This is a genomic window from Streptomyces sp. OR43, from assembly GCF_008042275.1.
In the GTDB taxonomy this organism is placed as follows: domain Bacteria; phylum Actinomycetota; class Actinomycetes; order Streptomycetales; family Streptomycetaceae; genus Streptomyces.
On record NZ_RDBK01000025.1, the window covers coordinates 282,364 to 298,229 of the forward strand.

Here is a 15,866-nt window from a genome sequence, read left to right on the forward strand (position 1 = left end):
CCCCATCTTCCCGGCGCTCGCCCAGGTCATCGGCCAGGCGCTGACGCGGCAGGGCTACACCCCGGGGATCAGCTTCGGCAGGTGCTGCGGCAGCGCCCCGTACCAGGCGTACGACACCGCGTAACCGAAGGCCAGGCACGCCATGCCGCCCACGGCGTCCAGCCAGAAGTGGTTCGCGGTCGACACGATGACGATCAGGGTGACCGTCGGGTAGACGAGGCCCAGGATGCGCGCCCACGGGGCGGAAGCCAGCGCGAAGATGGTCAGGCCGCACCAGAGCGACCAGCCGATGTGCATCGACGGCATCGCCGCGTACTGGTTCGACATCTGTTTGAAGTTGCCCGAAGCCATCGAACCCCAGGTCTGGTGGACCATGACCGTGTCGATGAAGTTGCCGCCGTTCATCAGCCGGGGCGGGGCCAGCGGGTACAGGTAGTAGCCGAGCAGCGCCACGGCCGTGGTCGCGAACAGGGCCAGGCGGGCCGGTGCGTAGCGGCCGGGGTGGCGGCGGAAGAGCCAGACGAGCACACCGATGGTGACGACGAAGTGCAGGGTCGCGTAGTAGTAGTTCATCGACACGATCAGCCATGTCACCGAGTTGACCGCGTGGTTGACGGACTGCTCCACGGCGATGCCCAGGAACCGTTCGACCGACCAGAGCCAGTCGGCGTTGGACAGGGCCGCCGCCTTCTGCTCGGGGACGGCGTTGCGCACCAGCGAGTACAGCCAGTAACTGACCGCGATCAGCAGGATTTCGAACCAGATGCGTGGCCGCCGGGGCGACCGTGGGGAGCGAAGGCCTGCCAGACCGCGGTCGAGCAGTCTGCCGATCCGGCTTCCGTCGCGGTTCTGCTGCGTATTCGCCTCGGGGGCCGCCTCGTTCACGATGGGTGACGGGGTGGCCTCCGTGCGGCCTTCCTGTGGTTTCACGCTCAATTCACCCATAGGCACAGAGTCTGCCAGATTTGCCCCCTCCGCCCGATGATCCTCCGACGGGGAGCCGGTTGCACGTCCTGCGGGTTACGAACGCGCGTGGGAACCTGGAACAGCCGGAGCGCCCGAGGCCGCGTCCGGGCCGGGGCCCGCGGCCGTCGAGCCGCGTACGACCAGTTCCGGCATGAAGACGAACTCACTGTGCGGAGCGGGTGTGCCGCCGATCTCCTCCAGGAGCGTGCGCACCGCGGCCTGGCCCATCGCCGTCACCGGCTGGCGGATCGTGGTCAGCGGCGGATCGGTGAACGCTATGAGCGGTGAGTCGTCGTAGCCGACCACCGAGAGGTCGCGCGGGACGTCCCGGGAGAGCCGGCGGGCGGCGCGGATCGCGCCGAGCGCCATCATGTCGCTCGCGCACACGACCGCCGTGCAGCCGCGCTCCATCAGTGCCGAGGCGGCGGCCTGACCGCCCTCCAGCGTGTACAGGGAGTGCTGGATCAGCGCCTCGACCTGGTCCGCCGTGAGGTTCAACTGCTCCTGCATCGTGGCGTGGAAGCCCTCGATCTTGCGGAGCACGGGAACGAAACGTTTCGGGCCGACCGCCAGGCCGATCCGGGTGTGGCCCAGCGACACCAGGTGCGTCACCGCGAGCCGCATGGCGGCCCGGTCGTCCGGTGAGATGAAGGGCGCCTGCACCTTGGGGGAGAAGCCGTTGACCAGGACGAAGGGGACGCCCTGGGCGCGCAGTTGTTCGTAGCGCTGCATATCGGCCGAGGTGTCGGCGTGCAGACCGGAGACGAAGATGATGCCGGAGACGCCCCGGTCGACCAGCATCTCCGTGAGCTCGTCCTCGGTGGAGCCGCCGGGCGTCTGGGTCGCCAGCACCGGCGTGTAGCCCTGCCGCGTCAGCGCCTGGCCGATGACCTGGGCGAGCGCCGGGAAGATGGGGTTCTCCAGCTCGGGCGTGATCAGACCGACCAGGCCCGCGCTGCGCCGGCGCAGCCGGACGGGGCGTTCGTAGCCGAGGACGTCGAGCGCCGCGAGAACGGATTCGCGGGTGGTCGCGGCAACACCGGGCTTGCCGTTCAGTACGCGGCTGACCGTCGCTTCGCTGACCCCCGCCTGAGTTGCGATATCGGCAAGCCGTGCGGTCATGGGACTGGACTGTACCGGGCGTGGGTCGGATTGCCCACCATGCGCAGAAATCGGGCGACAGGGCCAGGGGAGGCCCTTGTACTCCCCGGCGGGGAGCGAGCGCCCTGACAGGTCGGCAGCAACGTCTTGCAAGGTCTTGCGGGGCGGGTTTGCCGGGTGCGATCAGATCGTCGCACTGAGGAATCAGGCATGGCCGCCCGCTACTGCCAGGGGTGGGGCGCTCCCGTCAAGAGGCTTGACGGCAACCGTGAGGACACGCGAATGTAACGATCGCCGGAGCTTGCAGAAATCTTCCGCAAACTCTTTCGGCCGTCTTTCATCCTTGTTACGTTCACGTCGACCCGGCGCCGCGACGGAGCGGTACGGCAGTTGAAGGAGTTCAGATGCGACGTGGCATAACGGCCACCGCCCTGGTCGCGGCCCTGGCGCTCGCGGCGACCGCCTGCGGCAGCGATGACGACAGTTCCAACGGCACCTCCAAGAGCTCGGGTGAGCTCTCCGGCACCGTGACGTGGTGGGACACCTCCACCGCGGGCAGCGAGGACAAGGTCTTCAAGAAGATCGCCGAGGGCTTCGAGAAGGAGCACCCGAAGGTCGACGTCAAGTACGTCAACGTCCCCTTCGGCGATGCGCAGAACAAGTTCAAGAACGCCGCCCAGTCCGGCTCCGGCGCGCCCGACGTGATCCGCTCCGAGGTCGCCTGGACGCCCGAGTTCGCCGACCTCGGCTACCTCGCCCCGCTGGACGGCACCGCCGCCCTGGTGAAGCAGGACGACTTCCTGAAGCAGGCCGCCGCCTCCACCAAGTACAACGGCAAGACGTACGCGGTGCCGCAGGTCATCGACTCCCTCGGCATCTTCTACAACAAGAAGCTGTTCAAGGAGGCGGGTGTCGAGGTTCCGGAGTCGATCGCCGATCTGAAGGCCGTCTCCAAGAAGATCAAGGACAAGACCGGCAAGACCGGCCTCTACCTGCGCGGCGACGACGCGTACTGGTTCCTTCCCTTCCTGTACGGCGAGGGCGGCGACATGGTCGACGCCTCCAACAAGTCCGTCACCATCGACGACGAGGCCGGCGTCAAGGCGATGAAGGTCGTCAAGGACCTGGTCGACTCCGGCGCCGCCAAGACCGACGCGACGGACGGCTGGGAGAACATGCAGTCGTCCTTCAAGGACGGCGACGTGGCGATGATGATCAACGGCCCGTGGGCCATGGCCGACACGTACGCCGGCAAGGAGTTCAAGGACAAGGCGAACCTGGGCATCGCCCCGGTCCCGGCCGGCTCCGCCGCGCAGGGTGCCCCGCAGGGCGGTCACAACCTGGCCGTCTACGCCGGGTCCAAGAACCTCGACGCCTCCTACGCCTTCGTCGACTACATGACCTCCGTCAAGCAGCAGGCCCAGGTCACCAAGGAGCTCAACCTCCTGCCGACCCGCACCTCGGCCTACGCCGAGGAGTCCGTCGTCGACAACGAGATCGTCGGCTTCTTCAAGCCGGTCGTCGAGTCCGCCGTCGAGCGCCCCTGGATCCCGGAGACCGGCAGCCTCTTCGCGCCGCTCGTCACCGAGTACACCAAGGTCCTCACCGGCCAGACCTCCCCGGAGAAGGCCGTCAAGACGACCGGCGACTCCTACCGCAAGCTCCTCAAGGGCTGGAAGTAACTCAGGAAGGCAGGCCGACTGATGGCTGTCCACACCAGCCAGTCGGTGGCGAAGGCCGCGGGCGACGACGTCGCCCGCGGCCGGAGCCGCGGTACTGGTAACCCCCCGCCGCCGAGCAGGCTCCGGCGGGCTCTGTCGACGCACTGGTACGCCTGGACCATGGTCGCGCCCGTCGTGATCGTGATCGGCGTGATCATCGGGTATCCGCTGGTCCGCGGCATCTACCTGTCGCTGACCGACGCCAACGAGCGCAACGTCGCGCGGTCCATCGGTGTCAACCACATGCCCGCCACGTACGAGTTCGTGGGCCTGGACAACTACGCCGACGCGCTCACCGGTGACCAGTTCCTCGGCACGCTCGGGTGGACCCTGGTGTGGACGGTCTCCTGCGTGGCCATCACCTTCGCCCTCGGCATGGCGCTCGCCAACATCCTGAACCGCAGGATCGCCGGCCGCTCCGCCTACCGGATGGCACTCATCCTGCCCTGGGCCATCCCCGGCTTCGTCTCCGTCTTCGCCTGGCGCTTCCTCTACAACGAGGACCGCGGCCTGCTCAACAAGATCCTCTCCGGCGGCGGCTTCGACGGCATCGCCTGGCTCGACGACCCCACCTGGGCGAAGGTCTCCGTCATCGCCGTCAACGTGTGGCTCGGCGTGCCGTTCATGATGGTCGCCCTCCTCGGCGGGCTCCAGTCCATCCCCAGCGAGCACTACGAGGCCGCCGAGATGGACGGCGCCACCGCCTGGCAGCGCTTCCGCCACATCACGCTGCCCGGACTGCGGCCCGTCTCCACGACGGTGATCCTGCTCTCCACCATCTGGACCTTCAACATGTTCCCGGTGATCTTCCTGCTGACCCGGGGCGGACCCGGTGACGCCACTCAGATCCTGGTGACGCAGGCGTACAAGTTCTCCTTCGAGATCAGCCCGCGCGACTTCGCGCAGTCCTCCACGTGGGGCGTGCTGATCCTCGTACTCCTGCTGCTCTTCGCCGCCGTGTACCGGCGAGTCCTCCGCACCCAGGGAGACGACTGGTGACCACCACCGCACCCACCACCGCCGCGCGGCACTCCGCGCCCAAGGTCCGGCTGCGCGGGGAACGTTCACCGCTGGCCTCCACCGCACTGCACCTGACGCTGATCGTCGCGTCCGTGATCGCCGTCTTCCCGGTCCTCTGGGTCCTGCTCACCTCTCTGAAGCCCGCCGAGTTCGCGACCACCACGGACTTCTTCAAAGAGACGACGTTCGAGAACTACACGAACCTGCTCCAGAACACGAAGTTCCTGACCTGGTTCGGCAACTCGGTGGTCGTCGCGGGGCTCACCACGCTCATCGGCGTCATCGTCTCCGCCTCCACCGGCTACGCCGTCAGCCGCTTCCGCTTCCCCGGCAAGCGCGGGCTGATGTGGACGCTGCTGATCACTCAGATGTTCCCGGTCGCCGTCCTCATCGTGCCGATCTACAACATCATGGCGGGCATGGGGCTGCTGAATAAGCCGGCCGGTCTGGTCATCACCTACCTCACCATCTCGGTGCCGTTCTGCGCCTGGATGATGAAGGGCTTCTTCGACACCATCCCGCGCGAGATCGACGAATCGGGCCAGGTCGACGGCCTCACCCCGTTCGGCACGTTCTGGCGACTCATCCTGCCGCTGGCCAAGCCGGGCCTCGCCGTCACCGCGTTCTACTCCTTCATCACCGCCTGGGGCGAGGTGGCGTACGCCTCCGCCTTCATGGTCGGCGAGGACAACCTCACGCTCGCGGGCGGACTCCAGCTGTTCGTCAACCAGTACGGGGCCCAGTGGGGTCCGATGACCGCCGCGTCCGTGCTCATCGCGATACCCGCGGCCCTGGTCTTCCTGTTCGCGCAGAAGCACCTCGTCACCGGCATGTCCGCCGGAGCGGTCAAGGGCTGAGCGTCAGCGACAGCACGGCCGTACGACCCGCACGCACCAGTCACGGTGGCGCCGGCATCCCGACCCGGTCCCGGCGCCACCCCCCACCCAGACACCCCAGGGACGACATGACCCAGCACCTCGCTGCCCCCTCCACCGGCACGTCCGACGACGCCCCGGGCCACCGCACCGGCTGGTGGCAGGACGCGGTGATCTACCAGGTCTATCCGCGCAGCTTCGCCGACGGCAACGGCGACGGCATGGGCGATCTCGCAGGCGTCACCGCCCGGCTCCCGTACCTCAGGGACCTCGGCGTCGACGCGGTGTGGCTCAGCCCCTTCTACGCCTCCCCGCAGGCCGACGCGGGCTACGACGTCGCCGACTACCGGGCCATCGACCCCATGTTCGGCACCCTGCTGGACGCCGACGCCCTGATCCGGGACGCCCACGACCTGGGCCTCCGCATCATCGTCGACCTGGTGCCCAACCACTCCTCCGACCAGCACGAGTGGTTCAAGCGCGCGCTGGCCGAGGGCCCCGGCTCCGCCCTGCGCGAGCGCTACCACTTCCGCCCCGGAAAGGGCGCGAGCGGCGAACTCCCGCCCAACGACTGGGAGTCCATTTTCGGCGGCCCGGCCTGGACCCGGACCACCGACGCGGACGGCACGCCCGGCGAGTGGTACCTCCACCTCTTCGCGCCCGAGCAGCCCGACTTCAACTGGGAACACCCGGCCGTCGCCGACGAGTTCCGCTCGATCCTGCGCTTCTGGCTCGACATGGGCGTCGACGGCTTCCGGGTCGACGTCGCGCACGGGCTCGTCAAGGCCGAGGGCCTGCCCGACCTGGGCGCGCACGACCAGCTGAAGCTGCTCGGAAACGATGTCATGCCGTTCTTCGACCAGGACGGTGTGCACGAGATCTACCGCAGCTGGCGCACCATCCTGGACGAGTACCCCGGCGACAGGATCGCGGTGGCCGAGGCCTGGACGCCGACCGTCGAGCGCACCGCCAACTACGTGCGCCCCGACGAGATGCACCAGGCCTTCAACTTCCAGTACCTGTCGACCGCATGGGACGCCGCCGAGCTGCGCACCGTCATCGACACCTCGCTGAACGCCATGCGTCCGGTCGGCGCCCCCACCACCTGGGTGCTCTCCAACCACGACGTCACCCGGCACGCCACCCGGTTCGCCAACCCGGCCGGCCTCGGCACCCAGATCCGGACCGCGGGCGACCGCGAGCTGGGCCTGCGCCGGGCCCGTGCGGCCAGCCTGCTGATGCTGGCGCTGCCCGGGTCCGCGTACGTCTACCAGGGCGAGGAACTCGGTCTGCCCGACGTCACCGACCTGCCCGACGAGGCCCGCCAGGACCCGTCGTTCTTCCGGGCCGAGGGCCAGGACGGCTTCCGTGACGGCTGCCGTGTGCCGATCCCGTGGACCCGCGAGGGCAGCTCGTACGGCTTCGGCGACGGCGGCAGCTGGCTGCCGCAGCCCGCCGGCTGGGGCGAGCTGAGCATCGAGGCACAGACCGGCGCGGTCGGCTCCACCCTGGAGCTGTACCGGGCCGCGATCGCCGCCCGCCGGGTGCACCCCGGACTCGGCGCCGGGACCGAGGTGGAGTGGCTGGACGGCCCCGAGGGCGTACTGGCCTTCGCCCGTCCCGGCTTCGTCTGCACCGTCAACACCACGGGCGCCCCGGTCCGCGTCCCCGTACGCGGCACCGTCCTGCTGTCGAGCAGCCCGGTCCAGGCCGACGGCGCCGAGATCGAGCTGCCCGCGGACACCACGGTGTGGTGGACGGTGTGACCGTCCCCCCGCCCAGGGCCGGCAGCGCGCTGAGGCTCTCGGACATCGCCGGCCAGGCGTCCGTCAGCGAGGCGACCGTCAGCCGGGTGCTCAACGGCAAGCCGGGCGTCGCGGACACCACGCGTCAGCGGGTGCTCGCGGCGCTCGACATCCTGGGCTACGAGCGCCCCGTAAGGCTGCGGCAGCGCAGCGCCGGGCTGATCGGACTGGTGACGCCCGAGCTCACCAACCCGATCTTCCCGGCGTTCGCCCAGTCCGTGGAACAGGTCCTGGCGGGCCACGGCTACACCCCGGTGCTCTGCACCCAGCTGCCCGGCGGCMCCACCGAGGACGAGCTCGTCGAGCAGCTCGTCGAACGCGGCGTCGGCGGCATCGTGTTCCTCTCCGGACTGCACGCAGACACCTCGGCCGACCCGGCGCGCTATGCCGCGCTGACCGACCGCGGCGTGCCGTTCGTGCTGATCAACGGCTACAACGAGCGGATCAGCGCCCCGTTCGTCTCGCCCGATGACAACGCTGCCGTGCGGATGGCCGTGGGGCACCTCGCCGAACTCGGCCACCGCCGGGTCGGCCTGGCCATCGGACCGCAGCGCTACGTGCCCTCCCGCCGCAAGCGGGACGGCTTCGTGGACGCCGCCGTCTCCCTGCTGGGGCTGGACCGCGACGACGCCGAAAACCTGGTGTGCTCCACGCTGTTCAGCGTCGAGGGCGGCCAGGTGGCGGCCGGGGCTCTGCTGGACCAGGGGTGCACGGGCATCGTCTGCGGCAGCGACCTGATGGCGCTGGGTGTGGTGCGTGCCGCCCGGGACCGCGGGCTCGACGTCCCGCGCGACGTGTCGGTGGTCGGATTCGACGACTCGCAGCTCATCGCGTTCACCGACCCGCCGCTGACCACGGTGCGCCAGCCCGTGCAGGCGATGGCGGCGGCCGCGGTGGGCGCGCTGCTGGAGGAGATCGGCGGAAGCCCCGTACAGCGCACGGAGTACGTCTTCCAGCCGGAGCTGGTGGTACGGGGCTCGACGGCGGCGCTCCGCGGCGCCTGAGCGTGCGGGTGAACGGGGCCGGGTCCGGAGGGGGGATCCGGCCCCGAGGCGTGTCCGGGCGCTCGGGGGAGCCCGGGGCGCGTGTCAGTTGAGCAGTGCGCCGGCGTGTTCGCGCGCCTCGCGCAGCCAGGACGCGCGGGTCTCGTCGGAGGAGTCGGTGACCGTCCGGAAGACGACCCGGCGCACATCGGTCACTCCCACGTACGGCAGGACGCAGGCCGACCAGATCCTGTCCAGCGGGTCCCCGAACTCGCCCGCCTCACGTTCGGCGGGAGTGTCGGAGGTGTTCAGGACGAGGGCGCGGCCGGCCTTCAGGAGCCCCTGCGGCTCCCCGCCCGAGGTGCCCAGCTTGTAGGCGACGCCGGGCACCAGCACGCGCTGCACCCACCCGGTGAGGACGGCGGGCGGCATGCCCCACCAGTTGGGGTGGATGAACACCAGGGCGTCGAGCGTGGCCACCTCGGCCCGGTGCGAGGCCAGTTGGGCGTCCGGGGTGTCCGCGGCGGACCGGACCGTCTCCGTCTCGCCGGCGGTCAGCCCGGCCGCGAATTCCTCCGCGCACAGATCGTGTGCCCGTACGTCGGAACCCCGGTCGCGGAGCTCCTGCACCACGGCGTCGAACAGCGCGTGGTTGAAGCTTCCGGGCCGTGGATGTGCGAGGTAGACCCCGGTACGTGACATGCCGTTTCCCCCATGGCGTTCTGCGTCCTGTGTCCTGCGTGGTCATCAGCCGAGGGGCGTGGAGCAGCCCCCGCCCGGTGCCCATCATGACGTGTGGGGTGCCGCCGGGGGACAGGGCCCCGTCACGCACACGAGGGGCACCGGGAGTCGACCCGGATGGGTCGGCGGGGAGTGTGACCCCCAGGTGCCCCTCGTACGTGACCGGTCCGGCCGGCCGGGCGCGTGGGGCCCGTGGGTGACGGGACCCCCGGCCGGCCGGACCGGAGTCGGGAGAAAGGTAACAGCGCTGCAATGTCTTGCGTAAGACCTTGCAGGAAGAAATCTCCAGTATTTCGAGGATGTGAGCAGCTCGTGTCCAAAGGGTTGACCGGGGCCTGGCGGACTCGTACGGTCTCCCCCGCAGCAAGGTTTGCATTCTTGCAGCAAGAACATTCAGGAGCCTTGAGGGCAGGGCGCGTTGCCGTATGAGGCCTCGATACCGCCATCCCCGCATTTCCCCCACCGCAGGAGGAAACCATGGCCAGCAGACCCCTGTCTGCCGCGCTCGCACTGATAGCAGGCGCCGCCGCGCTCGTGGCCCCCGCCACGAACGCGCAGGCCTCGGCCCCGGGCACCAAGGACGTCACCGCCGTTCTCTTCGAGTGGAAGTTCGACTCCGTCGCCAAGGCCTGTACGGACTCCCTCGGCCCGGCCGGATACGGCTTCGTACAGGTCTCCCCGCCCCAGGAGCACATCCAGGGCGGGCAGTGGTGGACCTCGTACCAGCCCGTCAGCTACAAGATCGCCGGCCGGCTCGGCGACCGCACCTCGTTCGCCACCATGGTCAGCACCTGCCACAGCGCGGGCGTCAAGGTCATCGCCGACTCGGTCATCAACCACATGTCCTCCGGCTCCGGCACGGGTACGGGCGGGTCCTCGTACGGGAAGTACGACTACCCGGGCCTCTACTCGGTCAACGACATGAACGACTGCCAGTCGACGATCAACAACTACGGCGACCGCGGCAACGTCCAGAACTGCGAACTCGTGGGCCTCGCCGACCTCGACACCGGTGAGGACTACGTCCGCGGCAAGATCGCCGGATACCTCAACGACCTGCTGTCGCTCGGCGTCGACGGCTTCCGCATCGACGCGGCCAAGCACATGCCCGCCGGTGACCTGGCCAACATCAAGTCCCGGCTGAGCAACTCCGGCGTCTACTGGAAGCAGGAGGCGATCTACGGAGCGGGCGAGGCCGTCTCGCCCGACGAGTACGCCGGCACCGGCGACGTCCAGGAGTTCCGCTACGCCCGCAGCCTCAAGCAGGTCTTCAACAACGAGAACCTCGCCAACCTGAAGAACTTCGGCGAGGGCTGGGGCTTCATGTCCTCCTCGAAGGCCGCGGTGTTCGTCGACAACCACGACACCGAGCGCAACGGCGAGACGCTGAACTACAAGGACGGCGCCAACTACACGCTCGCCAGCGTGTTCATGCTGGCCTGGCCCTACGGCTCGCCCGACGTCCACTCCGGCTACGAGTGGTCCGACAAGGACGCCGGTCCGCCGAGCGGCGGCACGGTGAACGCCTGCTTCAGCGACGGCTGGAAGTGCCAGCACGCCTGGCGCGAGATCTCCTCCATGGTCGGCTTCCGCAACACCGCGCGCGGTGAGTCCGTCACCAACTGGTGGGACAACGGCGGCGACCAGATCGCCTTCGGCCGCGGCTCCAAGGCGTACGTCGCGATCAACCACGAAGGCTCCTCGCTGACCCGTACGTTCCAGACCTCGCTGCCCGCCGGCGCCTACTGCGACATCCAGTCCGGCAACGGCGTCACGGTCAACGGCTCCGGCCAGTTCACCGCCACGCTCGGCGCCAACACCGCCCTCGCCCTCCAGACGGGCGCCCGCACCTGCACCGGCGGCGGCACCGGCCCGACCGACCCGACCGACCCGACCGACCCCGGCACGGGCGCGTCCGGCGCCTCCTTCGGCGTCAACGCCACCACCCAGCTCGGCCAGAACATCTACGTCACCGGCAACCAGGCCGCCCTCGGCAACTGGAACCCGGCCTCCGCCCCGAAGCTGGACCCGGCCACGTACCCCGTCTGGAAGCTCGATGTGAGCCTGCCCGCCGGTACGACGTTCGAGTACAAGTACGTCCGCAAGGACGCGAACGGCAACGTCACCTGGGAGAGCGGCGCCAACCGCACGGCCACCGTGCCGTCCTCCGGCAAGGTCACCCTGACCGCGGACGTCTGGCGGAGCTGACCTCCTACGCCTCACCCGCCGGACGGGCCCCAACGGCCCGTCCGGCCCCGTATCCGTACCCCGTCGAGGAGAATCCGAGTGATACGTCCGTCCCCGCGCGTGCCCGCGAGAAGAACGGCCACCGCCGTCGTCGCGGCCGCCCTGTGCGCGGCCCTCGTGCCCGCGCTGCCCGCCGCCGCGGCCAGGCCGCCCGCCGCGCCGTCGGACGCCGAGCTGGCGGCCCAGCCCGCGCGCCAGGACCTGACCCGCGAGCAGTTCTACTTCGTCATGCCGGACCGCTTCGCCAACGGCGACACCGGAAACGACCGGGGCGGGCTGACCGGCTCGCGGCTGGAGACCGGGTACGACCCGACCGACAAGGGGTTCTACCAGGGCGGCGACCTCAAGGGCATGACCAGCCGCCTCGACTACATCAAGGGGCTCGGCACCACCGCCATCTGGCTCGCCCCGATCTTCAAGAACCGCCCCGTCCAGGGCACCGGAAAGGACGCGTCGGCCGGCTACCACGGCTACTGGATCACCGACTTCACCCAGGTCGACCCGCACTTCGGGACCAACGCCGACCTGACGAAGCTGATCGAACAGGCCCACCGCAAGGGCATGAAGGTCTTCTTCGACGTCATCACCAACCACACGGCCGACACCGTCGACTACGCCGAGAAGACCTACGGCTACAAGCCCAAGGGCGCCTACCCGTACCTCGACCGGAACGGCCGGCCCTTCGACGACGCCGCCGGTATGGCGAGGACGGACGCGGACTCGTTCCCGTACAAGCCGGTCACCAGCGGCGGCAAGACGCCGTCCTGGCTCAACGACCCCACGATGTACCACAACCGAGGTGACTCGACCTACGCCGGCGAGTCCACCACGTACGGCGACTTCTCCGGCCTCGACGACCTGTGGACCGAGCGGCCCGAGGTCGTCTCCGGCATGGAGAAGATCTACGAGAAGTGGGTCCGCGACTTCGACATCGACGGCTTCCGGATCGACACCGTCAAACACGTCGACATGGACTTCTGGACCCAGTGGGCGACCGCGCTCGACACCTACGCGGCCAAGCACGGCCGCAAGGACTTCTTCATGTTCGGCGAGGTCTACTCCGCCGACACCGCGATCACCTCGCCCTACGTCACGCAGGGGCGGCTGGACGCGACGCTCGACTTCCCCTTCCAGGAAGCGGCCCGTCAGTACGCCTCGCAGGGCGCCCCGGCCTCGAAGCTCGCCGCCGTCTTCGGCGACGACTACCGGTACACCACCGACAAGGCCAACGCCTACGAACAGGTGAAGTTCCTCGGCAACCACGACATGGGCCGCATCGGGACCTTCCTCAAGCAGGACAACCCGAAGGCCGATGACGCGGAGCTGGTCAAGCGCGCCGAACTCGCCAACGAACTGATGTTCCTCAGCCGCGGAAACCCCGTCGTCTACTACGGCGACGAGCAGGGCTTCACGGGCGCCGGCGGCGACAAGGACGCCCGCCAGACCCTGTTCGCCTCGAAGACCGCGGACTACCTCGACGACGACGAGCTGGGCACGGACCGCACGCACGCCTCCGACGCGTACGACACGAGCCACCCGCTCTACCGGTCCATCGCCGCGCTCTCCGAGCTGACCGCGAAGAACCCGGCGCTGCGCGACGGCGTCCAGACCGAGCGCTACGCCGAGGGCTCCGTCTACGCCTTCTCCCGTACGGACCCCGAGCGTGGCAACGAGTACGTCGTGGCCACGAACAACGGCACCGCGGCGAAGACCGTCGAGCTGTCCACGGAGTCCGCCGGCATGGACTTCCGTACGTTGTACGGCGGTTCCGGCACCGTCCGCAGCGGCGCCGACCGGAAGATCACCGTCACCGTCCCGGCGCTGTCCAGCATCGTGCTGCGCGCCGCGAAGACGCTGACCGCCCACGCGGCCAAGCCCTCCCTCACGCTCAATGCACCGGCCGCCGGCGCCACCGGCACCGTCGAGCTCACCGCCGACGTCGAGGGCGGCTCCCTCAACCGGGTCGTCTTCGCCGCCCAGACCGGCAACGGCAAGTGGACCACCCTCGGCACCGCCGACCACGCCCCGTACAAGGTCACCCAGACCATCGGCGACAGGACCGCCGCCGGAACACCGCTGCGCTACAAGGCCGTCGTCGTCGACCGGACCGGACGCACCGCGAGCGCGCTCGCCGCGTCCACCGCCGGACAGGCACCCGCCCCGGCGAAGCCCGTCGCCGTCGAACGCGACTACGCGGTCGTGCACTACCAGCGCGCGGACGGCGACTACGACGGCTGGCAGGCGGTCTCCGGCGACACCACCGCCGCCTTCACCGGCCGGGACGCCTACGGCGCCTTCGCCTGGATCAAGGTGCCCGAGGGCGCGTCCGCCGTCCCGTACACCGTCGAGAAGTCCGGCACCGCCGACGGGCCCGAGCGCACCGTCGACCTCGCGAAGACCGGACAGGTCTGGATCGGACAGGGCAAGGACGGCCAGGCCGACACCGCCCCCGACGGCGCCTACCCCGCCCCGGACACCACCAAGGCGGTCCTGCACTACTACCGGGCCGACGGCGACTACGACGGCTGGGGCCTGCACACCTGGACCGGCGCCAAGGAACCGACCGACTGGTCCAAGCCGCTCCAGCCGGTGAAGAAGGACGCCTCCGGTATCACCTTCGAGGTCCCGCTCGCCGACGGAGCCACCTCGCTCAGCTACATCCTGCACCGCGGCGACGAGAAGGACCTGCCCAGCGACCAGTCGCTCGACCTCGCGAGCTACGGCCACGAGGTCTGGATGCTCGGCGGTACGGCCGGCTACCTGCTCCCGCAGACCGGCGGCGTGCCCGCCCCCGACCTCACCAAGGCCGAGGCGCAGTGGATCGACTCCGACACCGTCGTCTGGAAGGTCAAGGCCACCGAAGCCACCAGCCAGCAGCTCGTCTACGCACCGGGCGGCGGGATCTCCGTCGTCGACGGCGCGCTGAGCGACGAGGGCCAGTGGCTGCGGCTCAGCCCGTCCGCGCTGACCGACGCGCAGAAGGCGAAGTACCCGCACCTCAAGGACTACCCGGCCTTCACCGTCGACACCCGTGACCGGGACAGGGTCCGCGAGGCCCTGCGCGGCCAGCTGATCGCCACCCAGCGCGCCGCCAACGGCGCCCTGCTCGCCGCCACCGGCGTCCAGAGCGCCGGCGTGCTCGACGACCTGTACGGATCGAACGCGAGCAGCGCCTCGCTCGGACCCGTCTTCCGCGACGGCCGCCCCACCCTGTCCGTCTGGGCGCCCACCGCCCGCACCGTCTCGCTCGAACTCGACGGGAAGACCGTCCCCATGCGGCGCGACGACCGCACCGGCGTCTGGTCCGTCACCGGGAACAGGAGCTGGAATGGCAAGCCCTACCGCTACGCCGTGAACGTCTGGGCGCCCACCGTCCAGAAGCTCGTCACCAACAAGGTCACCGACCCCTACTCCACCGCCCTGACCACCGACTCCGCCCGGAGCCTCGTGGTCGACCTCGACGACCGGAAGCTCGCGCCCAAGGGCTGGAGCGCCCTGGCCAAGCCGGCCGCCGTACCGCTGCGCGACGCCCGGATCCAGGAACTCCAGATCCGCGACTTCTCCATCGCGGACCCCACCTCCCAGCACCCCGGTGAGTACCTCGCCTTCACCGACGCCCGCTCGGACGGGATGAAGCACCTCAAGGAGCTCGCCGGCTCGGGCACCAACTACGTCCACCTGCTGCCCGCCTTCGACATCGGCACCATCCCCGAGAAGAAGAAGGACCAGCAGAAGCCGGCCTGCGACCTGTCCGTCTACGCCCCCGACTCCGAGGAGCAGCAGGCCTGCGTGGCGAAGGCCGCCGCGAAGGACGCCTTCAACTGGGGCTACGACCCGCTGCACTACACCGTCCCCGAGGGCTCCTACGCCTCCGACCCCGACGGCACCCGGCGCACGGTCGAGTTCCGGCAGATGGTCCAGGGCCTCAACGGCGCCGGTCTGCGGACCGTCATGGACGTCGTCTACAACCACACCGTCGCCTCCGGCCAGGACGACAAGTCCGTCCTCGACAGGATCGTGCCCGGCTACTACCAGCGGCTGCTGGAGGACGGCACCGTCGCCACCTCCACCTGCTGCGCCAACACCGCGCCCGAGAACACCATGATGGGCAAGCTCGTCGTGGACTCCGTCGTCACCTGGGCCAAGGAGTACAAGGTCGACGGCTTCCGCTTCGACCTGATGGGCCACCACCCCAAGGCCAACATCCTGGCCGTCCGCAAGGCACTCGACGCACTGACCCCCGCCAAGGACGGCGTCGACGGCAAGAAGATCATCCTGTACGGGGAGGGCTGGAACTTCGGAGAGATCGCCGACGACGCCCGCTTCGTCCAGGCGACGCAGAAGAACATGGCCGGCACCGGCATCGCCACCTTCTCCGACCGGGCCCGCGACGCCGTGCGCGGCGGC

The 15,866-nt window shown here is 69.6% G+C and carries 10 protein-coding genes; 7 read left to right on the plus strand and 3 right to left on the minus strand.

Translation table 11 applies throughout. From position 1 onward, the window contains the following. Positions 1–54: 54 nt before the first annotated feature. Positions 55–945 (minus strand): phosphatase PAP2 family protein, encoded by an 891-nt coding sequence (locus EAO72_RS13990; protein ID WP_187285040.1) that lies wholly within the window; start codon positions 943–945, stop codon positions 55–57. 75 nt (positions 946–1,020) lie between these two features. After that, positions 1,021–2,088, minus strand: coding sequence for a LacI family DNA-binding transcriptional regulator (locus tag EAO72_RS13995; RefSeq protein ID WP_148017618.1), 1,068 nt, complete (start codon positions 2,086–2,088; stop codon positions 1,021–1,023). Positions 2,089–2,471: 383 nt separating this feature from the next. Here EAO72_RS13995 and EAO72_RS14000 point away from each other — a divergent pair, with 383 nt between their 5' ends. The 5 genes from EAO72_RS14000 (at position 2,472) to EAO72_RS14020 (ending at position 8,492) form a co-directional block, all read left to right on the plus strand. Continuing rightward, positions 2,472–3,749, plus strand: coding sequence for an extracellular solute-binding protein (locus EAO72_RS14000; RefSeq protein ID WP_148017619.1), 1,278 nt, complete (start codon positions 2,472–2,474; stop codon positions 3,747–3,749). 21 nt (positions 3,750–3,770) lie between these two features. Beyond that, positions 3,771–4,787, plus strand: a complete 1,017-nt coding sequence (locus EAO72_RS14005) for a carbohydrate ABC transporter permease (protein ID WP_148017620.1) — start codon at positions 3,771–3,773, stop codon at positions 4,785–4,787. Beyond that, complete coding sequence (locus EAO72_RS14010; RefSeq protein WP_410090325.1) at positions 4,781–5,665, plus strand: sugar ABC transporter permease; 885 nt, start codon at positions 4,781–4,783, stop codon at positions 5,663–5,665. The genes EAO72_RS14005 and EAO72_RS14010 overlap by 7 nt, the downstream gene beginning before the upstream one ends. Before the next feature lie 107 nt (positions 5,666–5,772). Next, positions 5,773–7,449 (plus strand): glycoside hydrolase family 13 protein, encoded by a 1,677-nt coding sequence (locus EAO72_RS14015; RefSeq protein WP_148017622.1) that lies wholly within the window; start codon positions 5,773–5,775, stop codon positions 7,447–7,449. After that, the gene (locus tag EAO72_RS14020) at positions 7,434–8,492 is read left to right on the plus strand and encodes a LacI family DNA-binding transcriptional regulator (protein WP_148017623.1); all 1,059 of its coding nucleotides are present in this window, start codon (positions 7,434–7,436) and stop codon (positions 8,490–8,492) included. Before EAO72_RS14015 ends, EAO72_RS14020 begins: the two co-directional genes overlap by 16 nt. A gap of 84 nt (positions 8,493–8,576) precedes the next feature. Here EAO72_RS14020 and EAO72_RS14025 read toward each other — a convergent pair whose 3' ends face one another. Then, positions 8,577–9,173, minus strand: a complete 597-nt coding sequence (locus EAO72_RS14025; RefSeq protein ID WP_148017624.1) for an NAD(P)H-dependent oxidoreductase — start codon at positions 9,171–9,173, stop codon at positions 8,577–8,579. 516 nt (positions 9,174–9,689) lie between these two features. Here EAO72_RS14025 and EAO72_RS14030 point away from each other — a divergent pair. Then, positions 9,690–11,420 (plus strand): carbohydrate-binding module family 20 domain-containing protein, encoded by a 1,731-nt coding sequence (locus EAO72_RS14030; protein WP_148017625.1) that lies wholly within the window; start codon positions 9,690–9,692, stop codon positions 11,418–11,420. A 78-nt stretch (positions 11,421–11,498) separates the two neighbouring features. Beyond that, a partial coding sequence (locus tag EAO72_RS14035; RefSeq protein ID WP_148017826.1) for an alpha-amylase family glycosyl hydrolase occupies positions 11,499–15,866 on the plus strand: 4,368 nt, incomplete at its 3' end.